This is a genomic window from Pseudomonas sp. ICMP 10191 (assembly GCF_001467335.1).
GTDB classification, from domain to species: domain Bacteria; phylum Pseudomonadota; class Gammaproteobacteria; order Pseudomonadales; family Pseudomonadaceae; genus Aquipseudomonas; species Aquipseudomonas cerasi.
In genome coordinates, this window is sequence record NZ_LKGW01000024.1 from 23,577 (window position 1) to 48,900 (window position 25,324).

General features: G+C 59.2%; 19 protein-coding genes. 8 read left to right on the top strand and 11 right to left on the bottom strand.

Annotation, left to right across the window (positions count from 1 at the left end; all coding sequences use genetic code 11):
• Window positions 1–14: 14 nt before the first annotated feature.
• Window positions 15–434, bottom strand: a complete 420-nt coding sequence (locus AO388_RS03355; protein WP_003372607.1) for a DUF3010 family protein — start codon at window positions 432–434, stop codon at window positions 15–17.
• 55 nt (window positions 435–489) lie between these two features.
• Complete coding sequence (locus AO388_RS03360) at window positions 490–900, bottom strand: lysozyme inhibitor LprI family protein (RefSeq protein WP_058416043.1); 411 nt, start codon at window positions 898–900, stop codon at window positions 490–492.
• Window positions 901–1,128: 228 nt separating this feature from the next.
• Here AO388_RS03360 and AO388_RS03365 point away from each other — a divergent pair, with 228 nt between their 5' ends.
• The 6 genes from AO388_RS03365 to etfB all read left to right on the top strand — a co-directional run bounded on the left by AO388_RS03365 (window position 1,129) and on the right by etfB (window position 8,907).
• Window positions 1,129–2,106 carry a dipeptidase gene (locus AO388_RS03365; RefSeq protein WP_003372603.1) on the top strand — a complete coding sequence of 326 codons (978 nt, stop codon included), beginning with the start codon at window positions 1,129–1,131 and terminating at the stop codon, window positions 2,104–2,106.
• A gap of 84 nt (window positions 2,107–2,190) precedes the next feature.
• Window positions 2,191–2,721 (top strand): DUF5943 domain-containing protein, encoded by a 531-nt coding sequence (locus tag AO388_RS03370; RefSeq protein ID WP_003432482.1) that lies wholly within the window; start codon window positions 2,191–2,193, stop codon window positions 2,719–2,721.
• Between the two features lie 15 nt (window positions 2,722–2,736).
• Window positions 2,737–4,797: a dimethylglycine demethylation protein DgcA gene (gene dgcA, locus AO388_RS03375; RefSeq protein WP_058416044.1), complete on the top strand. Its 2,061-nt coding sequence runs from the start codon at window positions 2,737–2,739 to the stop codon at window positions 4,795–4,797.
• 156 nt (window positions 4,798–4,953) lie between these two features.
• Window positions 4,954–6,915, top strand: a complete 1,962-nt coding sequence (gene dgcB / locus AO388_RS03380; RefSeq protein ID WP_003432495.1) for a dimethylglycine demethylation protein DgcB — start codon at window positions 4,954–4,956, stop codon at window positions 6,913–6,915.
• Window positions 6,915–8,135 carry an electron transfer flavoprotein subunit alpha gene (gene etfA, locus AO388_RS03385; RefSeq protein WP_058416045.1) on the top strand — a complete coding sequence of 407 codons (1,221 nt, stop codon included), beginning with the start codon at window positions 6,915–6,917 and terminating at the stop codon, window positions 8,133–8,135. The genes dgcB and etfA overlap by 1 nt, the downstream gene beginning before the upstream one ends.
• On the top strand, window positions 8,125–8,907 hold the full coding sequence (etfB, locus tag AO388_RS03390; protein ID WP_058416046.1) for an electron transfer flavoprotein subunit beta: 783 nt from the start codon (window positions 8,125–8,127) through the stop codon (window positions 8,905–8,907). The genes etfA and etfB overlap by 11 nt, the downstream gene beginning before the upstream one ends.
• An 861-nt stretch (window positions 8,908–9,768) precedes the next feature.
• Here the strand turns inward: etfB and AO388_RS03395 are convergent.
• The gene (locus tag AO388_RS03395; RefSeq protein ID WP_058416047.1) at window positions 9,769–12,174 is read right to left on the bottom strand and encodes a fibronectin type III domain-containing protein; all 2,406 of its coding nucleotides are present in this window, start codon (window positions 12,172–12,174) and stop codon (window positions 9,769–9,771) included.
• Window positions 12,175–12,354: 180 nt separating this feature from the next.
• Window positions 12,355–13,653 carry a glycine-betaine demethylase subunit GbcA gene (gene gbcA, locus AO388_RS03400; RefSeq protein ID WP_003432500.1) on the bottom strand — a complete coding sequence of 433 codons (1,299 nt, stop codon included), beginning with the start codon at window positions 13,651–13,653 and terminating at the stop codon, window positions 12,355–12,357.
• Window positions 13,654–13,962: 309 nt separating this feature from the next.
• Between gbcA and gbcB the strand changes: the two genes are divergently transcribed.
• Window positions 13,963–15,063 carry a glycine-betaine demethylase subunit GbcB gene (gbcB, locus tag AO388_RS03405; protein WP_003372583.1) on the top strand — a complete coding sequence of 367 codons (1,101 nt, stop codon included), beginning with the start codon at window positions 13,963–13,965 and terminating at the stop codon, window positions 15,061–15,063.
• A gap of 91 nt (window positions 15,064–15,154) precedes the next feature.
• On the opposite strand, the gene AO388_RS03410 is transcribed toward gbcB, so the two are convergent.
• Both AO388_RS03410 and AO388_RS03415 read right to left on the bottom strand, forming a co-directional pair.
• Window positions 15,155–15,421, bottom strand: a complete 267-nt coding sequence (locus tag AO388_RS03410) for a hypothetical protein (protein ID WP_003393668.1) — start codon at window positions 15,419–15,421, stop codon at window positions 15,155–15,157.
• A gap of 119 nt (window positions 15,422–15,540) precedes the next feature.
• Window positions 15,541–15,771, bottom strand: a complete 231-nt coding sequence (locus AO388_RS03415) for a DUF6124 family protein (RefSeq protein ID WP_003432502.1) — start codon at window positions 15,769–15,771, stop codon at window positions 15,541–15,543.
• Between the two features lie 379 nt (window positions 15,772–16,150).
• Here AO388_RS03415 and AO388_RS03420 point away from each other — a divergent pair, with 379 nt between their 5' ends.
• A complete protein-coding gene (locus AO388_RS03420) occupies window positions 16,151–16,987 on the top strand; it encodes a 23S rRNA (adenine(2030)-N(6))-methyltransferase RlmJ (RefSeq protein ID WP_003432503.1) in 837 nt (278 codons plus the stop codon).
• Between the two features lie 281 nt (window positions 16,988–17,268).
• Here the strand turns inward: AO388_RS03420 and msrA are convergent, their stop codons facing one another.
• The 5 genes from msrA to AO388_RS03445 form a co-directional block, all read right to left on the bottom strand.
• Window positions 17,269–17,916 (bottom strand): peptide-methionine (S)-S-oxide reductase MsrA, encoded by a 648-nt coding sequence (gene msrA / locus AO388_RS03425; RefSeq protein ID WP_003432504.1) that lies wholly within the window; start codon window positions 17,914–17,916, stop codon window positions 17,269–17,271.
• Window positions 17,917–18,065: 149 nt separating this feature from the next.
• Window positions 18,066–20,759, bottom strand: coding sequence for a bifunctional diguanylate cyclase/phosphodiesterase (locus AO388_RS03430; RefSeq protein WP_003372574.1), 2,694 nt, complete (start codon window positions 20,757–20,759; stop codon window positions 18,066–18,068).
• Window positions 20,760–21,009: 250 nt separating this feature from the next.
• Window positions 21,010–22,422: a multidrug transporter subunit MdtD gene (mdtD, locus tag AO388_RS03435; protein WP_003372572.1), complete on the bottom strand. Its 1,413-nt coding sequence runs from the start codon at window positions 22,420–22,422 to the stop codon at window positions 21,010–21,012.
• 9 nt (window positions 22,423–22,431) lie between these two features.
• Entirely contained in the window at window positions 22,432–23,757 is a 1,326-nt protein-coding gene (locus tag AO388_RS03440; RefSeq protein WP_058416048.1) for a TldD/PmbA family protein, read from the bottom strand.
• Window positions 23,757–25,199 (bottom strand): TldD/PmbA family protein, encoded by a 1,443-nt coding sequence (locus tag AO388_RS03445; RefSeq protein WP_058416049.1) that lies wholly within the window; start codon window positions 25,197–25,199, stop codon window positions 23,757–23,759. The genes AO388_RS03440 and AO388_RS03445 overlap by 1 nt, the downstream gene beginning before the upstream one ends.
• Between the last annotated feature and the right edge of the window lie 125 nt (window positions 25,200–25,324).

Here is a 25,324-nt window from a genome sequence, read left to right on the forward strand (position 1 = left end):
TCCCNTCGAAAGGCTTAAACGCTCTTCATCACACCCGCACACGCCGCCTTGTACGCTTCGTGCTGATACTTGTTCAGGGTGTCGGGCAGGGCGAAGGTGTGTTTCTTGTTCTGCGCATTGACGGTCTGCGGCGATATGAGCACCACGTTGCAATCAGACATCAGTTGAAAGATGGTTTCGATCTTGAAGGTGGTCGGCCCGCCAGCGAATTCGCCTTTCTTGCTGCGCTTCTTGATAACCACATGGCTGATGCCGTTTTCACGTACGAAACCGGCGAGTTGCGTGGAGAAGGCTTTGACGTTGGCGGCCTCGTCATCGTCCTCCAGCGCAAGCTTCTTGGTGGCGAGCGGCAAGTGCTCGATGCCGCCATTACGTCGAGTGGCGAGGGCGAAGATAGCTTCGCTGCCTTTGATTTCTACACCGCAAATAATCATGAGAAAACCTGATGAGCTCGTTCATATAAAGAGGCAGGTTATCTCATCGTAGACGTTATTCCTGCGCTATCGACTCCAGATACTCCGAGCGCTCGTCACTCATGCGCGCAATGCAGTCGTTTTCGCTGATAGTGAAGGCTTTGCTGCCTGCTGCAGAAGGGAAGACCTCAACCGCGCAGTCGGCGTCACGCAGCTTCTCCCAGGCTTGCTGGGCGTTCTTGAGTTTGCTGGTAAAGTCGTTGAACTGCGTCTTGTTGGCGACGAACTGCGACTGAACGCGCTTGAGCAGGTTGTCGAAGTTTTCCTTGAGCAACTGTTCGGCAGTGGTGCGGCTGTAGGCCGAGCATTCCAGGGTCTGCTTGTCGTCCTCGACACCGTCGCAGGGCGACGCGTCCGGATTCTGGGCGGCGTGTACGCCTGTCACGGCCGTCGTCATAAGGGCCAGGGTCAGCAAAAACGTTTTCATCGAGTCGCTCCGATCCATTGATAGGCTCGATTCTGTCTCAAGCGTGAGACATTGAACAGGTTTACGACATCGCCCGACGACTCGCCGTCCCCCTTTGTCGCATCTTGACGCTTTCGGCAAACCCCCTGTCGTTTTTGCACCCGGTTCCCCTGACCCTCCGGCATATGCTGACCCCATTAGCGCCGACAGCCGATTCGGCGCACCGCAATCAAAAAAGGGGACAGCCTGATGAGCCCAGCCGAATTACACGCCGACAGCATCGTTATTGACGGGCTGATCATCGCCAAGTGGAACCGCGAGCTGTTCGAAGACATGCGCAAGGGCGGCCTGACCATGGCCAACTGCACCGTGTCGGTGTGGGAGGGCTTTCAGGCGACCATCAACAGCATCTGCACCAGCCAGAAACTGATGCGCGAAAACAGCGACCTGGTCATGCCGGTGCATACCACAGCCGACATTCGCAAGGCCAAGGAACTGGGCAAGACCGGCATTCTGTTCGGCTTCCAGAACGCACACGCCTATGAAGACCAGATCGGCTACGTCGAGATCTTCAAGAAGCTCGGCGTCGGCATCGTGCAGATGTGCTACAACACCCAGAATCTGGTGGGCACGGGCTGCTACGAGCGCGACGGCGGGCTGTCGGGTTTCGGTCGTGAGATCGTCGCTGAAATGAACCGTGTCGGGGTGATGTGCGACCTGTCCCACGTCGGCTCGAAAACCTCGGAAGAAGTCATTCTCGAATCGAAAAAGCCGGTCTGCTACTCACACTGTCTGCCTTCCGGCCTCAAGGAACACCCGCGCAACAAGTCCGACGCCGAACTGAAGTTCATCGCCGATCATGGCGGTTTTGTCGGCGTGACCATGTTCGCGCCGTTCCTGGCCAAGGGCATCGAGTCGACCATTGACGATTACGCCGAAGCCATCGAATACGTCATGAACATCGTCGGCGAAGACGCCATCGGCATTGGCACTGACTTCACTCAGGGTCACGGCCAGGAGTTTTTCGAGTACCTGACCCACGACAAGGGCTACGCCCGCCGCCTGACCAACTTCGGCAAGATCATCAACCCGCTGGGCATCCGCACCGTTGGCGAGTTTCCCAATCTGACTGAAACGCTGCTCAAGCGCGGTCACTCCGAACGCGTGGTGCGCAAGATCATGGGCGAGAACTGGGTCAACGTTCTGGCCGACGTCTGGGGCGAGTAACCCGCCCGCCATACCTTATCGAATTGAACCCCCACGGCCCTTCGAGCGGTGGGTGTAGCCCGAATCATCTGGAGTTTGACCGCCATGGCTAAAATCGCCCCGCAACTGCCCATCGAAGTCGACAGCGAAACCGGCGTCTGGACCTCCGATGCGTTGCCGATGCTGTACGTGCCCCGGCACTTTTTCGTCAACAACCACATGGGCATCGAAGAAGTGCTGGGCGCCGATGCCTACGCCGACATCCTCTACAAGGCGGGTTACAAATCCGCCTGGCACTGGTGCGAAAAGGAAGCCGAATGCCACGGCCTGGAAGGCGTTGCGGTGTTCGAGCACTACATGAAGCGTCTGTCGCAGCGTGGCTGGGGTCTGTTCAAGATCCAGGACATCGACGTCGAGAAAGGCACTGCCAGTGTGAAGCTGGAGCACTCCTGTTTCGTGTACGTCTACGGCAAGGTCGGGCGCAAGGTCGATTACATGTTCACCGGCTGGTTCGCCGGGGCCATGGATCAGATCCTCGCTGCCAGTGGCAGCGCTGTGCGTACGGTTGCCGAGCAGGTTTACGGTGGTTCCGAAGACGGTCATGACGACGGTCTATTTGTCGTCAAGCCGCTGTAAATCGAGGATCGGGTTATGGCTTTCGAAGCGATGTTCCAGCCGATCCAGATCGGCAAGCTCACCATCCGCAATCGCGTGCTGAGCACTGCGCACGCCGAGGTCTACGCCACCGATGGCGGCATGACCACGGATCGTTACGTGAAGTACTACGAGGAAAAAGCCAAGGGCGGCATCGGCCTGGCCATTTGTGGCGGCTCTTCAAGCGTGGCCATCGACAGCCCGCAAGGCTGGTGGAAATCGGTCAACCTGGCAACCGACAGAATCATCCCGCACTTCCAGAACCTTGCCGACGCCATGCACAAGCATGGCGCCAAGATCATGATCCAGATTACCCACATGGGCCGTCGCTCGCGCTGGGATGGCGATCACTGGCCGACCCTGATGTCGCCGTCGGGCATTCGCGAGCCGGTGCATCGGGCAACCTGCAAAACCATCGAGCCCGAGGAAATCTGGCGGGTGATCGGCAACTACGCCAGTGCTGCGGCGCGTGCCAAGGCCGGTGGTCTGGATGGCGTCGAGTTGTCGGCGGTGCATCAGCACATGATCGACCAGTTCTGGAGCCCGCGGGTCAACAAGCGCACCGATGAATGGGGTGGCAGTTTCGAGAACCGCATGCGCTTCGGCCTGGAAGTGATCAAGGCGGTGCGCAAGGAAGTCGGCCCCGACTTCTGCGTAGGGTTGCGCATCTGTGGCGACGAGTTTCATCCCGATGGCCTAAGCCACGAGGACATGAAGCAGATCGCCAAGTATTACGACGACACCGGCATGATCGATTTCATCGGCGTGGTGGGCTCGGGATGTGACACCCACAACACCCTGGCCAACGTTATTCCGAACATGAGTTACCCACCGGAGCCGTTCCTGCACCTGGCGGCCGGGATCAAGGAAGTGGTCAAGGCCCCGGTGCTGCACGCGCAGAACATCAAGGACCCGAACCAGGCAACGCGAATTCTGGAAGGTGGCTATGTCGATATGGTCGGCATGACCCGCGCGCACATTGCCGACCCGCACCTGATCGCCAAGATCAAGATGGGCCAGATCGACCAGATCAAGCAGTGCGTCGGTGCCAACTACTGCATCGATCGCCAGTATCAAGGGCTGGATGTGCTGTGCATCCAGAACGCCGCCACGTCCCGCGAATACATGGGCGTGCCGCACATCATCGAGAAATCCGCCGGACCCAGGCGCAAGGTCGTGGTGGTCGGTGCCGGTCCTGCAGGGATGGAAGCCGCACGGGTCTCCGCCGAACGCGGACATGACGTGACCCTGTTCGAGAAAAAGGACTTCATCGGCGGGCAGATCACCACCGCATCGAAGGCACCGCAGCGCGACCAGATTGCTGGCATCACGCGCTGGTTCCAGCTTGAGCTGGCGCGCCTGAAAGTCGACCTGCGTCTGGGCACCGCAGCAGATGCGGCAACCATTCTCGATCTGCGGCCCGACATCGTGGTGCTGGCGGTCGGCGGTCACCCGTTTCTTGAGCAGAACGAACACTGGGGGGCGTCTGAAGGCCTGGTGGTCAGCAGTTGGGATGTGCTGGACGGCAAGGTGGCGCCCGGCAAGAACGTGCTGGTCTACGACACCATCTGCGAGTTCACCGGCATGTCGGTGGCCGATTTTCTGGCCGACAAGGGCTGCCAGGTCGAAATCGTCACCGATGACATCAAGCCGGGCGTGGCGATTGGCGGAACCTCGTTCCCGACCTACTACCGCAGCATGTACCCCAAGGAAGTGATCATGACCGGCGACATGATGCTGGAAAAGGTCTATCGCGAGGGCGACAAGCTGGTGGCGGTGCTGGAAAACGAATACACCGGCGCCAAGGAAGAGCGGGTCGTCGATCAGGTGGTGGTGGAAAACGGCGTGCGTCCCGACGAAGCGATCTACTACGCGCTCAAGGAAGGCTCGCGCAACAAGGGCCAGATCGATATCGATGCGCTGTTCGCCATTCAGCCACAGCCATCGTTGAGCCAGCCGGGTGACGGTTATCTGCTGTTTCGTATCGGCGATTGCGTGGCGCAGCGTAATACCCACGCGGCGATCTATGACGGCTTGCGGCTGTGCAAGGACTTTTAAGGCTCGCCTGTCTTTGATTCCGGCCGCAGGCCGTGGGAGCGAACGGGTTCGCGAATGCGATAGATCAGCCGACATGCGGGTTGTCTGATCCACGGTTTTTGCGAATCAACGAAGCGTCACCCGGACTGCAAGACCGCTTGGTACCTGGAGCTTCAGATGCTAGACACCCTTCTTCCGATCCTGCTGTTCAGCGCCCTGGCCCTTGCGGCGCTGGGCGCCTGGCGGCGGGCAACCCTGTGGCGCAATGGTCGGTCCTCGAAAGTCGATTGGCTGGGTGGTCTGCTGGCCATGCCCAAGCGGTACATGGTCGATCTGCATCACGTGGTCGCGCGTGACAAATACATCGCCAACACCCACGTGGCCACAGCGGGCGGAGCGGTGGCCTCGATTGTGCTGGCGATTCTGGTGCACGGTTTCGGTGTGCATAACCGCGTGCTTGGTTACGCACTGCTGTTGATGACGGCGGTGATGTTCGTCGGTGCGGTGTTTGTCTATCGTCGTCGTCTCAACCCGCCTGCGCGTCTGTCGAAAGGCCCGTGGATGCGCCTGCCGAAAAGCCTCATGGCGTTTTCCGCAAGCTTCTTTCTGGTCACGTTGCCAGTGGCGGGCATTCTTCCCGAGCACTTCGGCGGATGGGTGCTGGTCGCTGTTCTCGGGCTGGGCGTGCTGTGGGGCGTAAGCGAACTGTTTTTCGGCATGACCTGGGGCGGGCCGATGAAGCACGCCTTCGCCGGGGCGCTGCACCTGGCCTGGCACCGGCGTGCCGAGCGTTTTGGTGGTGGACGTTCCACGGGCCTGAAACCTTTGGACCTGAACGATCGAACCGCACCGCTGGGCGTGGAGAAACCTCAGGACTTCACTTGGAACCAACTGCTGGGCTTCGACGCCTGCGTGCAGTGCGGCAAGTGCGAAGCGGCCTGCCCGGCGTTTGCCGCAGGCCAGCCACTCAACCCTAAAAAGCTGATTCAGGACATGGTGGTCGGTCTTGCCGGGGGCACCGACGCAAAATTTGCCGGCAGTCCCTATCCATCGCTGGATGGCAAAGGCAAGCCACTGGGCGAGCATGGTGGTAATCCGCATCAGCCCATCGTCAACGGGCTGGTGGACGCCGAAACGCTGTGGTCCTGCACCACGTGCCGAGCCTGTGTCGAAGAGTGCCCGATGATGATCGAGCACGTCGATGCCATCGTCGACATGCGCCGCCACCTGACCCTTGAAAAGGGCGCTACGCCGAACAAGGGCGCCGAGGTGCTGGACAACCTGATCGCCACCGACAACCCCGGCGGGTTTGCACCGGGCGGGCGAATGAACTGGGCGGCCGATCTGAACCTGACATTGCTCAGCGAGAAAAAAACCGTGGATGTGCTGTTCTGGGTCGGTGATGGCGCGTTCGACATGCGTAATCAACGCACCCTGCGCGCGTTCGTCAAAGTCCTCAAGGCGGCCGGGGTGGATTTCGCCGTGCTGGGCCTCGAAGAACGCGACAGCGGTGATGTGGCCAGGCGGTTGGGTGATGAAGCGACCTTCCAGATGCTCGCCCGACGCAACATTCAGACCCTGTCCCGTTACGATTTCAAACGTATCGTGACCTGCGACCCGCACAGCTTTCATGTGCTGAAAAACGAATATGGCGCTTTTGGCGGTGACTATCAGGTGCAGCATCACAGCACCTTCATGGCCGAGCTGGTGCGCAGCGGCGCCCTGACGCTGGGCCAGCACAAAGGCGCCAGCGTGACTTATCACGATCCGTGTTACCTGGGCCGTTACAACGGCGAATACGAGGCGCCGCGTGAAGTGCTGCGCGCGCTGGGGATCGAGATCAGGGAAATGCAGCGCTCGGGCTTTCGCTCCCGCTGCTGCGGTGGCGGCGGTGGCGCGCCCATCACTGACATTCCCGGCAGACAGCGGATTCCTGACATGCGCATGGACGACATTCGTGAGACGGCTGCCGAGCTGGTTGCGGTAGGTTGTCCACAGTGCACAGCCATGCTCGAAGGCGTTGTCGAGCCGCGACCACTGATCAAGGACATTGCCGAACTGGTCGCCGATGCGCTGATTGAGGAAGTTATCCCCAACACGCCAGCGCCTGCCAAACGTGAACCCGCGGAGGTGCTCTGATGAGTGACATTATCCGCCGTGATCCACGCGCCGAGTGGATTGCCCGCAATCGACTGCACCCACTGCATGCGGCCATGCAGCCGGCGCAGAGCCGCTGGATGGGGCCGAACGGCCTGATGCGCAAGAACGTGCATGGCCAGGGTTTTATCGGCCCCAACGGCATCAAGCGTATCGACCGCAGCGGCGCTCAGCAGGGCGGTACGGTTAAGCGTTCGGCCGCTGCCGACGTGCAGTTGCCGCTGCATACCATCGTCGAGCCAGCGTTCCATATCACGGTGGTGCCCGATATGGTCGGCGGCCGCCTGAGCAGCCACGACCGCGACTTGCTGGGGCTGGCGCGTCAGCTGGCGGGGGCCGACGGTGCCGTGCTGGCGGTGGTGTTCGGCGAACACAAGGAAACTGCTTTCGACGTTGCTGGCGTGGATCGGTTATTAGTTATCGATGGTGCCGGATTCGACGGTTATTCATCGGAACAGCGCGTGCAGGGTTTGCGAGCTGTGGATAACCAGTTCAACCCGCGCCACTGGCTGCTGCCGGATAGCCGAACCGGCGGTGGCGAACTGGGAAGACGTTTTGCCGCCAGCATCGGCGAGCGACCTGCAACGCGGGTCTGGCAGGTCAAGGACCAGCTGTGCATAAGTCGCGCAGGTGCCGGTCGCGAAGACCTGGTTCGGCCTCTGCCCCGTCTGATTCTGGCCGCTGTAGAGTGCGCTGAACCGGTCAGCGATACCCGTCACGAGGTAGTGCCGGTCGAGTTGTCCACAGGCGTGGCGCGCAGCCTGCCGCGTATAGAGGACCTGGGAGCGGTTGCCGTCGATCCCGGAGTTATCCCCATGGCTGAAGCCGAATTCATTCTGTCTGGCGGCAATGGTGTCAAAGACTGGGATCTGTTTCATCAGGCCGCTTCGGCACTCGGGGCCACCGAAGGGGCGTCGCGGGTCGCAGTGGACGATGGTTTCATGGGCCGCGAGCGGCAGGTGGGCGCGAGTGGCACCTGGGTGACCGCAAGGGTGTATGTCGCCGTCGGTATTTCCGGGGCCATCCAGCATCTGCAGGGCATCGGCGCCTGTGACAAGGTCATTGCGATCAATCTGGATGCGGGGTGCGACATGGTCAAGCGTGCAGATCTATCGGTCATCGGCGAGAGCGCCGAAGTACTTAAGGCGCTGATCGCCGCAGTCGAAGCCTGGCGCAGCGGAGGTAAGCGTGATGCAGCCTGAAGTGTCTGTGGATAAGCATGCGGTACAGATCATCAGTCTGGTGTCCATCGGGGCGCACCCGACATCAGGTCGTGCGCGCCGCGCCGAACAGGATGCGCGGGCCGTCGAGCTTGGTTTGCAGCTGGCTGGGGATAACTTGCAGGTACTGCACGCGGGCAATGCCGAAGAACCGGCGCTGCGCGCTTACCTTGGCATGGGGCTCAACGAGCTGCATGTGCTGGAGCAACCCGAAGGCGCCGATGCGCTGATTGCGTTGACTGACTACCTCCGGGATTCTGCCGCGCAGGTGGTGTTGGCCGGCAGTCAGGCTGAAACCGGTGAAGGGTCGGGGATGCTGCCCTTTCTGTTGGCTGAAAGGCTGGGCTGGCCACTGGTGACCGGTCTGGCTGAAGTCGAGTCGTTGAACAACGGCACCGCACTGGTGTTGCAGGCTCTGCCTCGCGGCCAGCGTCGCCGGCTGAAGGTTCGTTTGCCGTTTCTGGCCACTGTGGATAACGCCGCTCCCAAACCCCGCCAGAGCGCGTTCGGGCCTGCACAGCGTGGCACGCTGGACACCGAACTGGTTCAGGTCGTTGTCGATGAGTTATTGACCGACCAAGCGCTGCAGCCAGCCAAACCGCGTCCCAAACGCTTGAAGGTCATCAAAGCCAAGAGCGGCGCTGATCGCATGAAAGCCGCCACTGCCAAGGCCAGTGGCGGNAAGGGGATGCGCCCTGAAGAGGGCGCAGCCGCGATTCTGAAGCTTTTGATCGATGAGGGCGTCGTAAAGTAAGGCTAAAGTCTTGTGCTGCCGTCTTTGAGGGGCGGTTTGCCTTCTGCTCGGAGAGAGGCCGGAAGTAGGCATACGAAATACTCCCTTTCAGATCACCGCCATTGCTGACCTCGACTTTGACATCCGCGTTTTCGTAACGGCGGTTGAAACTCGAAATCGTGATGGGTAGCAAAATGGCTCGTTTGAACGTCACGCCTGTACGGCCTTGACCAATATTCTTTTCGGGAAGACTTACGCACAATCCCTGTGCGTGTGCCTGTGGATAATGTGTTCGTGAACGTCTGAACGGCTTGTAGAACGTGGCTTTTGGAGTGGTGTTCAAAAAACGATCAATCTAACTCTTTATTTTCATTGCATTTTTTTGTGGATAAATGCGCACTGCCATCTGCCAGCCAATGGGTTTGCCCACAATCTCTGTGCGCGTGCCTGTGGACAAGTTGTTTGTGATTGCCTGCAGGCCTTGTAAATAAAGGCTTTGGAGGTTTTGTATGAAAAATGATCAAAGCAGGGTTTTGCGTGCAGCGTTGGTTCATTCGGGTGGTTTTTCAGCCATTTTATACGTTGTCCACAGCAGGCCGTGTGATTGGGACGAAGTTGTACCCAAAGTCTGTTGGCGTTTCTGTGGATAAGGTGTTCGTGCTCGTCTGTAGCCCAATGAAATGAAGCTCTACAGAGATTTGGTTAAAAAACATACAGACTCTGTGACTTAGGTGTTCCATGGTAAGTCGTTGTTGTCCTGACTATTTCAAGGCCCATGAAAAAACGACTTATCCATAAACGCTTTTTGGGCGCTGTGGATAAGTCGTTCAGTTATGACATCGTCACCGTCTGTTTACGAGCCAGAGCCGGTACGCATGAGGCTCACTGCCATTCTTTGGGCCAGTCGCGGAAACCTCTGCCGCCTGCTTGCTCGGTCCAGGGTGCCCATAACGTCGGCACGGTGCCCGGCGCCCAGTCTGGTTGTGAATGGTGAGAATTGATGCAGATGTAAGAGGCACCCGCATGCATCACCTTATTCCCCTTCACGTAGTCAGTATCATCGTCCCATTCAGGCAATGCGTCGCTGGTCGAGGCCTGCACAACGTTGCTGGGCCCAGACAGTTCTAGATCTTTATCGCGTGCACCGACCAGATACTGATAGGTCTTGCCTGGGATCAGGCCTCTGACGGTATAGGTCAGTACGGTTGAATCGACGGTCACAGCAGGCGCGTCGAAACTGTAGACACGGTAGACGTCAACGGCAGTACCCCCGGCAGGTGCATCCCATGCCAGTGAAACACTGGTGGTGGTCTCACCTGTCTGACGCAAGTTGCCCGGTGGCGCAGGTCGATCATTGGATGCCTCGGAGTCTGTAGTGGCCAGAAGTTTTTCAGAGGGTCCTGAGCTGTTACCCATACTGTCGGTCGCGATGATGTGATAATCATAAAGGCGGCTTTGCAGAAGGCCTTCGTCGGTGAAGGGAGGAGCTTTGCCCTCGCCTATCGAAACACCCTTGCGGAACAGCTCATAGTGAAACGGACCGCTGGCATCCGTCGAAACACTCCAGTCCAGCGTTATCGATGTGGTGGTCCGCCCGGTTGACCTGAAATCGACAGGCAATGAAGGTTTATGGGGTTCCGAATCGGTTGTGATTTCTATCAGGTTGCTGACCTCTGACCATTGAAGTTCTTCGTCTCTTGCCACAACGCGGTATTTATACGTACGGCCCGGGGTGAGTTCTTCATCGGTAAACGCATACGTTTCACCGCTGAGCCCTGTAGTAGGCCAGCCGTCCCGGTCAATTTGATACCTGTTGATTGGGCTATCGCTGGTAGACGCTGTCCATGTCAGCGACACACTTTTATCGGTGACGCCTGACAGGCTCAAGACCGGTGTTGTCGGTTTCGCACCACCGCCGCTCCCTGCCTGGGTACTCACGCTGATCGCTGTGGAGAATGCCGAGGTGTTGTCCATGACATCAATGGCACGTACCTGGTAGCTGTAAGTGGTGCCGGGCTGAAGGCCGTTATCTTCAAAGTCAGGACGGCTCACCGTAAAGAAGAGAGTGCCGTTACGGAGCACTTCATATTTCAGAACCGGGTTCGTGCCTTCCGAAAGCGACCAGGCCAGTTTCACCGACGTTGGGGTTTGCTCGGTTGATCTGAGGTCAGTGGGCACTGAAGGCTTGTCCGGTACGGGCGTTTCACCACTGGTGAGATAACCGTAGCGGTTCACGAACTCCCAGCTGTATTCCTTGCCACCCTTGTCTTTCCCGGCATCCCAGTTGACCGACCAGGTCATCAGCCCGCGGATCGAATTGCCGGCGTCTTCCAGCTCTTGCAGTGCATCCTTGACGTCCTGCGGATCAACCACGTAACCGGTGGCGGCCGCGTCATTGTTGGTCGGTAGACCAATGGCCAGCCTGTCTGCCGGAATTTTAGTGAAGCCACGCGTACCGTGGATCAAGCTGTCGGTCAGGTAGTAAAGAAACTCTTTCTTATGGGCGTCGTTGTTTTGAGTGACCCACAGGTTCAGCTCATCGACCCATATGCCATCGCCGCCCTGGTTGTAATACTGAGGCGCGATAAAGTCATAGATGTCTTCCAGCGCATTGATGTAAGCAAGGTAGGCACCGCCGGATCTCAGGGAGTCGAGAAAGGTTACAAATTCTTTCAGGAAAGGAAAATACGTCGTGATCTCTTTCAATATCGGCAGTTTTTTGCTGGCCCTCAGGTAGGGGAACTCGGGGGCCATACTGATAATGAAGTGCTTTCCTTCTGTCTCGTAATGTTCGCGCACCATCCTCAACGCAGCGGGTAATACGGTCCGGTTATCGGCAAAGGTAATAGCAGCTTGTTCAAGGTCGATATCCAGGCCGTCAAAGCCATAGGTTTCAACCAGACGAATAATTTCATAGGCCAGTGCATCTTCCTGACCGGTATATAGCTCAATATGCGCGTCAGCCCCGCCAAGAGAAATCAGCACCGCACGTCCTTGTGCATTCAGTGCTGCCACTTGGGCGCGAAACGCAGCATCGCTCAGGTTATAAGGCTTGAATGTAGGAATGCCGGCACCTTTCATGAAGGCCACGGCCACGACGTTATACGCCTCGGGTATGTCGGTCAGCGCCATCTCTTTGAACAGGCCTTGCTGGTAACCTTGACCGGGTTCGGAAGGCCAGTTATGCCAGAACCCCATGAGAATCTTTTTGCCTCTTATGTCCGGCATGGCCGAGGCTGCATCGACTGTTTTATTTTTATATTGATTAATGTTTTTTGGGCTGAGCATGGTCCGTGTCTCCGTCCGTTGGATTGACTGCAACGGGAGTTGATCACGAAAGATTTTTTTGGGTAACTGTCAGAAATGACGGTATCGGCGCGAGGGTTTTTGTGTCGGCGTGGTCAGTTCAGACTCACTTCGTGAATGAAGTGAGTCTGACTTGATGGGTCGCGTTGGCGGGGGCAATCTCTATTCGTGATTCACCGCCACACCCTTCAAATAAGGCGCAGGTTCTGCGCCAAGGTTTTCCAGCATGCGCGAGCTGTACCAGTCGACGAAGTTGACCACGCCGAACTCATAGGTTTTCGAATAAGGGCCGGGTTGATAGGCGCTGGAGTTGATGCCGCGCTGGTTTTCTTCGGCAAGACGACGGTCCTGATCATTGGTGGCGTCCCAGACCTGGCGCATACGCTCGACGTCGTAATCCACGCCTTCGACCGCATCCTTGTGGACAATCCACTTGGTCGTCACCATGGTTTCCTGCGCGCTGATCGGCCACACCGTGAAGACGATGATGTGATCGCCCATGCAGTGGTTCCAGGAATGCGGCAAATGCAGAATACGCATCGAGCCCAGGTCAGGGTTCTGGATGCGGCCCATCAGTTTCTTGCAGCCGACCTTGCCGTCCATGGTCATCGACACGGTGCCTTTGAGCAGCGGCATGCGCACGATACGGTTACGCAGGCCGAAACTGGCGTGGGCGTACGGGATTTTCTCGGCGTCCCACGCAGCAGCAGACGCGGCCACATGATCCTTGAAGGCCTGATCGGCACGCGGGTCGGTGACGTCGTCCCATTCCAGCAACGTCTTGAGCAATTCAGGGTGCGAGCCGCCGCAGTGATAGCACTCGCGGTTGTTTTCCAGCACCAGCTTCCAGTTGGCCTTTTCCATCAAGGTGGTTTGCACGGCCACCTTGGTATTCTCCATGTCATACGGTTCCATGTAATGCCGCAGCGTCGACAGGAACTCGTCAATGGCAGGCGGGTTTTCCGCGAGGCTGATGAAAATGTAGCCACCTGCGGTCTTGACGTGCACCGGCTTGAGGCCGAACTGCTTCATGTCGAAGTCGTCGCCCATTTCAGTGCCCGCATACAGCAGACGACCGTCCAGCTCATAGGTCCACTGGTGATAATGGCAAACCAGTTTGGCGACTTTGCCTTTCTCGGCAGTGCACAGGCGCGAGCCGCGATGGCGGCATACGTTGTGGAATGCGTTGACGACACCGTCCGGGCCGCGCACGACCAGGATCGGGTTCTTGCCGATCTGCAGCGTCAGGTAATTGCCCTTGGTTGGGATTTCGCACGTCATCCCGGCAATCAGCCACTCCTTGTGAAAGATTTCCTGCATGTCGATTTCAAACAGTCGCTCATCACTGTAGAAAGGCTGCGGCAGCGAGTACGTGCGCTCGCGATTCTGCAGCATCTCGGCAGTGGCCTTGCGTGCAGGTTCCAGCGGATCGCCCAGGCTCAAGGTTGCGGTGACGTCCATCGATTAAATCCCTCATGACCGCGGCATGGGCGGCCTGCGAATGTGGCTGATACGGGTGTGATCGCGTTTCACGCATGACGATAGATCAGTCGACCATGCTTATGACCCTTGGTGGCGAGTGTGGAGCCGGGCGCGCAGCGAACCTTATCCATGGGCGACATGGCCGCATCCGTTCCCGACGCGACAGGCCTTGTTGCACGGGGCTGGTCGCGGTAAGTACGTGAATGTCGTTGATAGGTAAATGGCCGTCTCGCGCGTTACGCAGAATCCGCAGCATGAGAGGCCGACAGTCGGCCGTGGAGATCGAGTATGTCCCAAAGTTTCCTGAGCCCGGTCACGACCCAGACATGGGCCAACGGGCGTCACCTGGTACGTGTCGTCAAAGTCATCCAGGAAACCTGGGACGTGCGCACGTTCTGCTTCATGGCCGACCAGCCGATCATGTTCTTCTTCAAGCCGGGCCAGTTCGTGACCCTGGAGCTGGAGATCGACGGCCTGCCGATCATGCGCTCTTACACCATCTCCAGCTCGCCATCGGTGCCTTACAGTTTTTCGATCACCGTCAAACGCGTGCCGGGCGGCAAGGTTTCCAATTACCTGCATGACACGCTGATTGAAGGACAGGAGCTGGCGGTACACGGGCCGGTCGGGCTGTTCAACGCGATCGACTTCCCGAACCCGAAGATTCTCTACCTCAGCGGCGGGGTCGGCATCACGCCGGTGATGTCCATGGCGCGCTGGTTCTACGACACCAACGCCAACGTCGACATGGTCTTCGTGCACAGCGCGCGTTCACCGAAAGACATCATCTACCACCGCGAGCTGGAGCACATGGCCTCGCGGATCGACAATTTCAGCCTGCACCTGGTCTGTGAAAAGCATGGTCTGGGCGAGCCGTGGGCCGGTTATCGCGGCTACCTGAACCAGAAAATGCTCGAGCTGATGGCCCCGGACTTCATGGACCGTGAGGTGTTCTGTTGCGGACCGACGCCGTACATGACAGCGGTCAAGCGTCTGTTGCAGGAGAACGGCTTCAACATGGCGCAATACCATGAAGAGTCGTTCGGTGCGACGCCGCCCGAGGCCAGGGCAGATGCCGTCGAGCAGGCCGAAATCGCCGCCGACGCGCCCGACATCGACATCGCCGACCTGCATCAGGTGGAGTTCACCGACACCGGCAAGAGCATCCGCGTCGGGCCGGGCGAAACCGTGCATGCCGCCGCCGCCAAACTCGGCCTGATGATCCCCAAAGCCTGCGGCATGGGCATCTGCGGAACCTGCAAGGTCATGAAACTGAGCGGTGAAGTCGAGATGGAGCACAACGGCGGCATTACCGACGAAGATGTTGCAGAGGGGTACATTCTGTCCTGCTGCAGCGTGCCGAAGGGCGATGTGCGGATTGAGTACTGAGCACGCCTGAAACTGTGTGGCGCAAAGGGTCACGAACGGCATACCCACGCGGAGCATGGGTACGATAGACGTTCTTGAGGGCGCCTACCGGCTAAGATCCACTGTGACTCTGCTTATAAGCCGCCAGCGCGGGCAGCAGTTGCTGGTCGATGGCCTGGCGCACGGCGGGGAGGAGGGTGGCGCTGCCGGTCAGAAGTTGTTCTACCAGACGTCGCAAGGCGGTCGCGCGTTCGGCGTTGAGGCCGCAGACGGCGTTTGCGCAGGCTTGTTCAGCGGTTGCGCCGCCGGGGGCTTCGAAGCCCAGGGCTCTGAGCTGGCCGAGCAGGTCTTCCTGGTCAATCAAATCCGCGTGCATCATGACGTCTGTTCCTTTGATCGGGCTTGTTCCGATTCTGGAAGGACAACCGCCTGCGGGCAACCCCTGCCTGTCGTGCGTGGCAGGATTGGCTACAAGTGTGTCGTTTTCAGTTCATGCGGTCATTCGGTTTGCAGGTTGTCTATGGTTCTGTCGACCATGACCTTGGCCATTTCCACCAGGTGCATGATCGAAAGCGTCATGTCGCGCTGGGTGCCGGTCATGCTGTCGCTGAATTCACAGGCGCTGGTGGCGGCGCAGCGCAGCAGGTCGCTGGCATGCATCAGGGCGTCTTCCTGGCTGACGTTGGCGCTGACGGTGAAGAGGGGCGGATCGGGGACGATTTTCAGCATGTGAGACTCCTAATCAATAACTGGAAGGTCGTCACTTCGGCTACTAATCGAAGGTGGCGGCCGCACGCAGGTAGTAGCCCGGTGATTAGGAACCGGTGCATCCGAAGACGCCCCACGCACGGCCACCATAAAGATGCAGGCCGTAAACAAGCGCCTTGCACAAGGTGGCGCATTGCGCCTAATCACATCGAGGGCTACTAATCCTCACCGCTGAATATGCAGCGACGGGCGCAGAGTAGAGATCGAAACAGGCAGGCACAAGGGGCCGGGAGTTTCTCGGAAATTTCCTTCAAGTGAAAGAGACCAGTCCCGCAAATTCGTTACAAATTCTTGTTCATTGCTCAGGTTTGCTAAACTGCGCAGCTTGCCAGGAGCTGCCATGAATTACCGTCACGCCTACCATGCCGGCAACCACGCCGACGTCTTCAAACACCTGACCCTGACTCGCCTGATCGCCCTGATGGCGCGCAAGGAGCAGCCGTTCGCCTATCTCGACACCCACGCCGGGCTCGGCCTGTACGACCTCAAAGGCGATCAGGCCACGCGCACCGGAGAATGGCTGGAGGGTATCGGCCGTCTGTGGAACGCCACGGACCTGCCTGCGCTGGCGTCCGACTATCTGCAAGTGCTGCACGACATGAACCCGGATGGCGAGCTGCGCTACTACCCCGGTTCGCCGGAGCTGGCCCGCCGCCTGACCCGCGAGCGCGAGCGTGTGCTGCTCAACGAGAAGCACCCCGAAGACGGGCGTCTGCTCAAGGAGAACATGAAAGGCGACCGCCGTGTGGCGGTGCATCTTGGGGAAGGCTGGCATGTCCCGCGCGCCTTGCTGCCCGTGGCGGAAAAGCGTGCCGTGATGCTCATCGACCCGCCATTCGAGCAACTCGATGAAATGAAGCGTTGCGCGGTTGCGCTCAAGGAAGCCATCGGGCGCATGCGTCAGACAGTGGCGGCAATCTGGTACCCGATCAAGGATACCCGCCTGCTGCGCCGCTTCTATCAGGACCTGGCAGAAACCGGCGCGCCCAAACTGTTGCGCGTTGAACTGTTCGTCCATCCGCTGGACACACCGGCCAGCCTCAACGGTTCAGGCCTGGCCATCGCCAACCCGCCTTGGGGTCTGGAAGAAGAATTGCGCGAGCTGATGCCGTACCTCGCCCAGAAACTGGGCCAGACCCAGGGCGGCTGGAAGATGGACTGGTTAATTGCGGAGTAGGCTTGCCTGCATCCATCACTGCGTGCCCATGCGGAGCACTCAGCGTTGTACACAGATCCTGGCAAGCCCAGAAGACTGTGTAGGGCATGTAGGTGCGTACCGTGCAACGCTTCGCTGGTTCGCGATCTGCCGGGAACCGGCAGCAAAACCGCTTGCCTCGGTGCGCCAGATACAGCCGAGGTGGCCGGTTTTGGGGCCGCTTCACAGCCCATCGCGGACAAGTCCGCTCCTACGCCCTCCGGGCAGAAGCCCGTTTCCTGACGCCCCGGCAGGGGCGTGTCTCAAGCCGGCATGCACACACCCGTGCCGCCCAGCCCGCAGTAGCCCTGTGGGTTCTTGGCCAGGTATTGCTGGTGGTAGGCTTCGGCAAAGTAAACCGTCGGTGCCTGCTCGATTTCGGTGGTGATGCTGCCCAGACCGGCCTTGTTCAGTTCCGCCTGGAAGGTCTCTGCACTGGCTTTGGCGGCGTCGAGCTGCTCGGGAGTGGTGCAGTAGATCACCGAACGGTACTGAGTGCCGATGTCATTGCCCTGACGCATGCCTTGAGTCGGGTTGTGTACTTCCCAGAACACTTTGAGCAGGTCTTCGTAGCTGATTTTTGCTGGCTCGTAGACCACCAGTACCACTTCGGTGTGGCCGGTCAGCCCGGAGCAGACTTCTTCGTAAGTCGGGTTCGGAGTAAACCCGCCTGCGTAGCCGGCGACAGTGCTCACCACACCGTCCTGTTGCCACAGACGACGTTCTGCGCCCCAGAAGCAACCCATGCCGAAGATGGCGAATTCGACATTGCTCGAAAACGGCCCCAACAGCGGATTGCCGTTGACGAAGTGGGTTTCCGGAAGCGCCATTGGCGTTTCACGACCCGGCAGTGCTTGTTCGGCGGTAGGCAGTACGTTTTTGTTCACTAGAATTTCCGAGCGCAAAGTCATGAACCATATCCTCTCGTGTGGAGATCGGCAGCGGGGCCAGGACGGATGATCAATACACATACATAGGTCCCGTTACACGCAGAAACAAGTGCTGCCGTGCAATAACAGGCGGACAGTGTGCCCGAGAGAGCGGGGTGCAGGGAAGGTTGTCAGGCGGATGGGCGACGAGGATAGCGCTTCAGCTTCTCGATCAGCTCTTCGCCGGGGATAGGTCTGTCGAACAGATAGCCCTGGCCGACATCGCAGCGATGGCGCCGCAGAAAGGCCAGCTGAGCCGCGGTTTCAATGCCTTCGGCAACCACTTTGAGCTTGAGGTTGTGAGCCATCGCGATGACCGCCGAGGTGATTTCCATGTCGTCTTCATCATCCGGAATATCGCGGATGAAGCTGCGATCGATCTTGATCACATCGATGGGGAATTTCTTCAGGTAACTGAACGACGAGTAACCGGTGCCGAAGTCATCCATGGCCAGTGACAGGCCGAGTTTCTTCAGCGAGTCCAGTTGCTGGCGGGTGTCTTCTGTCGCTTCCAGCAACAGGCCCTCGGTCAGCTCCAGTTCCAGCAGGGAGGGGTCAAGCTCTTCTTCTTTGAGGATGGCGGCAATCGATGACACCAGCTCCGGGTCGGAAAACTGCTTGGGGGATACATTGATGGCTACCTGCAGGTTACCGAACCCCGCAGCGGTCAGGTCCTTGCTCATGCGGCAGGACTGACGCGCGACCCATTTGCCGATGGGGATGATCAGACCGGTCTCTTCGGCCACGCTGATGAACTGGTCCGGTCGGATCATGCCTTTTTCAGGATGATTCCAACGCAACAGCGCCTCCATGCCCAGCAGACGACCCGTCAGCAGGCACAGCTTGGGCTGATAGAACACCTCGAGCTCGTTCTGGGTCAGGGCGCGGCGCAGGTTGTTTTCCACGAACAGCTTGTAACTGGCCTCGGCATTCAATGCTTCGGTAAACACCTGAACCTGATGTTTGCCGTTGGCTTTGGCCTTGTGCAGGGCCAGACCTGCGTTTTTCATCAGGGTCTGCGGGTCACGACCGTGCAGCGGCGCGCAGGCAAGACCCACCGAGCCGGTGACGCTGATCAGCTGATTGTCGACGAACATCGGCTTGTCCAGCGTGGCCAGCACTTGTGTGGCGGTGGCCTGTCCGGCTTCCTGATCGGTGTTGTCGATCAGTACGGCAAATTCGTTACTGGCAAAGCGCGCCAATACATCGGACGGGCTCAAGGTGTTGCGCAGGCGCCGCGCCAGGCTGATCAACAGTTTGTCACCGGTCTGGTGGCCGAGGCTGTCGTTGATGCGCTTGAAGTTATCGATGTCGACCAGCAACAGGCTCATCGGCGTATCGGTGTCGCGGGCAAAGCGTTCGTCCAGATTGCGGATAAAGGCCGGACGGTTGCCCAGATTGGTGAGGTTGTCGGTGTACGCCAGGCGCTCGATGCGCTGCTGGGCCAGCTTGCTCTGGGTGATGTCTTCGTAGATGCCGATATAGTGCGTCAGCTCACGATTGTCGCCATACACCTTGGAAATCGACAGCTGGCCCCAGTAGGGTTCGAGGTTCTTGCGCCGGCTTTTGAACTCGCCCTGCCAGCTGTTGCTGTTGGTCAGGCTGGAGTTGGCTTCCAGCAGCAACTGGTTGAGGTTTTCCAGTGCGGGCAATTCCGACAACTTGTGCCCGGAGACTTCCTCCGAGCTGTACTGGGTGATCGCTGTGAAACTCGGGTTTACGTACTCGACCACGCCATTGCAGTTGACCAGCAGAAAGGCGTTGGCGCTTTGTTCGACCGCGCGCTGGAACAGGTGCAGCGCGTTGGTCGCAGCCCGCCGGTTATGGTTGTTGATGACCTGCGCAAACTGGTCAGCCAGTTCGCCGGCGAAGGCGATCTCGTCGGACTGCCACTCGCGTGTCGTGCCGGACTCTTCCAGACACAGCACGCCGATCACCTGCCCGTCGATACGAATACTGGCATCGAGAACCGCTCTGGTTTCTCCAGGATTCAGGCTTTTGGCCATTTCGCAGGTGCGTGGGTCAGTCTGGATATTGCTGGCGTCGATCGCCCGGCTGGTATTCAGCGCTTGCAGGTAGGTGGGGTAAGGGCTGATATCCACCGGCGTGCGAGACTGGTAGTCGCCGGTTTCACGGCTGTAGTCGGTGATCGGCTCAAGGCGTTTGTCGTTGAGGTTCCAGATACTGACATGGTCGACATCGTAGATATCACAAGCACTTTTGGTGATCAGCTCTGCCGCTTCGAGCAAGGTATTGGCCGTGGTGTAGCGATGTCGGGTCAGGCGCAGGATCAGGTCCTGCTGGGCGCGCACGCGTTCCAGGTGGGCAAACTGGTCGCGCTGGGCGCGCTGGTTGAGTTCCAGGGCAATCTGCAGTCGCAGGTTGCGGGTTTCCAGATCGGAGTCCGTGACCGGTTCGCCAGTCGTGACAAGGTCTTCGACGATCAGAAAGTAACCACGTAACAGATGCCGGTTGTGCTGTTTGTACGCTTCGCCGATTTCCAGCAGGCCAAGGGGGCCTTTGGGGCTGTGAAGGGTGTAGCGGATCAGGTAATTCGGGGAAGAGGCCAGTTGCAGCTGGATGTCATCGTGCAGTTGATAACGTGCTTCCGGCTCCATGAGGCTGGCATAAGGGGATCCAATCAAGGCGCAAAGGTCAACAGCTGCCAGCCCGAACTGCCTTTCGCAATTCGGATCGAGAAACAATAGCGCCCAATTGGCTTCATTCAGCCGCTCGAAACGCAGCATGCCCAGGCGCGAAGGCACTGGCAATTGCGTCACTACCTCGGCTGCGGATCTACCGGCAGCATCGGTTTGGCTTTTCATGAACAAACTCGCTTCCGGAATACTAGTCGCGACGGGGATAAACCCCACTTTCGCGTATGGCAAGGTTGCATCATGCGGCCCATGCTTACAAGAGACCACAGTGGCTTAGTGCTATAAAAGTGTCGGCCGGTTGTCCAGGTTCTTCAATGTATCTGGTCGGATACTCAAATTCGTTGTTTTTTCGGGTAAAACCCCTGTTTTCCAGGGGAATTCGCTTTGCAGATTTGCTCCAGTTACGGGCTGTTGTCAATCAGGCTTTTGCCATCCTGGGCTCCTTTGCCGGCAATTGCAGGAAAATACCTGCCGCAAACATGGCCAGCACCCCGACACTCAGGAATGTCAGCTGAAATGCCCCCAGCATGCTGCTGACCTCGCCGGTGGTAACTTCTTCGCTGAACCCCCCGAGCAAGGCTGCTGCGCTTGCCACGCCAAGACTCAGCGACAGCTGTGCCACCACCGAAAGCAGGCTGTTGCCACTCGCTGCACTGGCATCGTCCAGATCGATCAGGGTGACCGTATTCATGGCCGTGAATTGCAAGGAGTTGACGGCGCCGAGCAGTCCCAGATGTACCAGCAACACCCAGTATGGGGTTTGCACATCCACCAACGCCAGGCTGGCCAGGAGGATACCCAGCAGCAGTGTGTTGCCGGTCAGAATCATGCGGTAGCCCAGCCGCTCGATCAGCCAGCGGGCGATGGTTTTGGCGAACATGCCAGCGGCCGCCAGCGGCAACATGCTCATGCCTGCCTGAGACGGCGAATACCCCAGCGCCACCTGCAGCAGCAACGGCACCAGAAACGGCAGGGCACCGCTGCCCAGGCGGGCGAACAGGTTGCCCATGATGCCGACCGCAAACGTCCGGGTACGGAACAGTGAAGGGGCAAACAATGGCGATTCGATGTGCCCGGCACGCAGCCAATACGCTGCCAGACAGCCCATTCCGGCAAACAGCAACAGCACCACGCGCATGTGCGGCAGGTGCAACTCGCCCAGGCCCTCCAGGGCAATGGTGATCAATACCATCGCCGCGCCAAACAGGATGAAGCCGACGCCGTCAAACCGCGTTCGACCGCCTCCCGGAAGATCAGGGATGAAGTGTTTGACGGCGTAGCAACCGAGGATGCCGACCGGAATGTTGATCAGGAAAATCCAGTGCCAGCTCAGGTACTCGACCATCCAGCCGCCAAGCGTCGGGCCCAGCAACGGACCCAAAAGGCCCGGCACGGTAATAAAGCCCATGATCCGCACCAGCTCCGATCGCGGATAGGCGCGCAATACGATCAGGCGCCCGATAGGCAGCATCAGCGCGCCCCCCAGCCCCTGAATCACCCGGGCGGCTACCAGCACGTTCAGTGACCAGGACAGCGCGCACAGCAATGATCCGAAACTGAACAGCAGGATGGCGCTGAAGAAGATGCGCTTGATCCCGAACCGGTCGGCGATCCAGCCCGAAGCCGGGATCAGCAGCGCAATGGTCAGCATGTAGGCGATGACCACCGACTGCATGCGCAGCGGGTCTTCTGCCAGTGAGCGGGCCATGGACGGCAAGGCGGTGTTGAGAATCGTGCCGTCCAGGCTTTGCATGAAGAATGCGATGGCGATGACCCAGGGCATCCAGCGCAGGGTCTTTTCGTCCATGATCGGCGCTGCTGAGTTCGGCATAGGCTCCTGCTATAGCGTGAGGGTGAGTCGGCTGATCAATGCGCCCGGCAACTGGATTGAACCGGTCTGGCGCTGACTGTAGGTGCTCGATTGGAGAATCAGTTCCCTTTCTTTGGTCAAGTCCTCCAGTGCGCTGCCCAGCAGGCTGTAGGCGCTGTCATCGAAGCGCATGGTGCTCACCGGCGCGACGATCTTGCCCTCTTCGACCCAGAACGTCGCGAAGCGTGTCATTCCGGTAAGGCGCGCAGCGGCGCGGTCGGAGAAGTTCAGGTACCAGAGGTTACTGATGTAAAGCCCGGTGCCGAGCTTGGCGAGGATCTGATCCAGCTCCAGTGAACCGCCGGCAATGCTCAACGCGCTTGGGCCTTCGCCATAATCCGCGCCGTTGGCAGGCAGGTCGTATTCGGCAGCGCTGCTCGAATCCACCAGCCGATCGCGGGCTTGCCCGTCGACGATCAGTTTCAGGTCCTTGCGCGGGTAGCCTTCCCGTGAAAACGCTGGTGAAAGCGAACCGCTGACTTTTTCGTCGAAGTTGACCAACGGGCTGAAAGGCGTCTCGCCGTCATACAGCCTTTGCAACGGGCTGCGTTTACTGGCCAGCGACTGCGCGGAAAATCCGCCCCAGGTGAGCATGCCGATGACTTCGTCCAGAGCCGCTGGCGCCAGGTACGCGCGGTATTGTCCGGGCTTGAGCGCATGCAGCGGGCGGCCGAGAAATTCGAGCTGTTCGCGGGCTTGCTGAAAACGCTGCGCGAAGGCTTCGTCGCTCCAGTCGTGACCCGCGTAGTTGGCTTTCACTGCCTGGCCGTTTTCGTGAAACAGGCTCCAGTCGAAATTGAAGCTGTTGGCCTGGTGCCAGCCCTGCGCCCCCCACGAACTGGCGAAGCCGCGGTAAAGCGGGCCTGCCGCATAGAAACCTACCAGGTCCAGATCGCCTGCCAGTTCGCTGATCTGCTCGACGACCCGGGCGCTGTCCGGCAGCGGCAAATCTTGAACGTTACTGCTTTGCCAGGCATTGGTGTTCGGCAACAGATAGGGATCCTTGGCCAGCGACGGCAGTGTTTCGCGCAGTTGTTGCAGGGCGTCGACAAGGCGCTGCTGGTCGGTCTCGGCGTCGCCGGACAGTGTCAGCTCGAGATTGGCATGCCGGCCGTCATCAATCAGTTTGAACGTTGCAATGACCTGCTGGACGCTCCCGGCCTGTCGAACCTGGCCGTGGTTGAACCGAATGAAGTCAGACGCCTCGGCGTCGTAGGCCAGAGTGAAGTGTTCCGTTGGGCTGATGGCAGCCTTGAGCACGGCGACCAGCGCCTCGAACTGCTGTTGGTGCGACATCAGGCATCTCCTCCAAACACATCGACATTGGCAAACACACACGCCGGAGAGGCATGGCCTACACGGATCACCTGGTTGGGTTCGCCCTTGCCGCAGTTCGGCGTGCCCAGCACTTTGAACGTGCTGGCATCACCCACTGCGCTGAGGTTTTTCCAGAATTGCGCGGAGATCGCCCGGTAATTGGGGTTCTTCACCACGCCCTTGAGCTCGCCGTTCTCGATCAACTGGCCCCACTCGCAGCCGAACTGGAATTTGTTGCGTGCGTCATCGATGGACCAGGAGCGATTGCTCGACATCAGGATGCCGTGCTCGATGTTACCGACCAGACTGTCCAGCGACTGGTCACCCGGTTCGATGTTCAGGTTGGCCATGCGGTCGATGGGGGCACGGTTCCAGCTGGAGGCGCGGCTGTTGGCGACGCCTGCCAGGCCGCTGCGGTATTGCGACAGGGCACCGCCGAGCGGGCGCTGCAGCAGGCCGTCACGAATCAGGAACTGCTTGCTGGCTGACGTGCCATCGTCATCGTGCGCGTAGCTGGCCAGTTGCTCGGGAATCTCCGGGTCGAAGGTCACGTTCAGCAGGCTGGAACCGTATTGCAGGGTGCCGAAGTCAGTCGTTTTGACGAAACTGGTGCCTGCGTAATTGCGCTCGTCACCGAGAATCCGGTCCAGCTCCAGGGGATGGCCGATGGACTCGTGAATCTGCAGGACCATCTGATCGGGCATCAGTAGCAGGTCGCGTGGGCCTGATGGCGTGTTGAGGGCGAGGATCAACTGCAACGCTTCGTCGGCGACGTTGGCGGCAGACCCGATCAGGCCACAACTGCTCAGCACTTCGATGCCACCCTGCTGGCCGAAGTTTTGTCCGCCCAGGGTGCGCGTCTGGCTGTCGCGACCGTCGTAGGCCGTTACGCTCATGCCCGGAAACACAAAGCGCTGCGCCTGACGCAATTGCGCGCCCGCGCTGTTGAGATAGATTTGCTCGACGGTTTCCAGGTCCAGTATGGCCTGCCAGTTGACCAGGCGTTCGTCTGCCGGGACCGCGCTGGACTCGGCCATCAGCAGGCCGATGCAATCGCTCAGCGGTGGAAAGGCTTGATCCATGTTTGGCGACAGGTAGTCAGCCTTTGCGCTCGAGACCGCTTGATCGCTCAGGTCCAGCAGCGCATGCGGTGCCAGACGGCGCGCCAGCGTTTCGGCCTGCTGCAAGGCAGCCTGCAAACCCTTGAGGGAGATGTCGTTGGTAGCCGCGTAGGCTTCAACGCCATTCAGGCGCACGGTCAGCATGGCGCCCTCGTCGCTGATCAGTGACGGCGGCTCGGCCACATTCTTGCGCACGCACAGGCGTTGGCCGGTGCGGTGCACGTGACGTACGGAAAAAAATGGCGCTTCACTCTGCAGGGCAGCGAAATGCTGCTTGAGCCGGGCGGAGAAATCGAACATGCAGACAAGCTCCTTCTTGAGGGTGGTCAGTGAAGTCCGGGCGGCCTTTTGAGCCGATTGCCGTTAAGGGGGAGATTACCCCCCCACGATTGCCAAGCTGCACCTGCAAGCTTTGAGCCAGACGC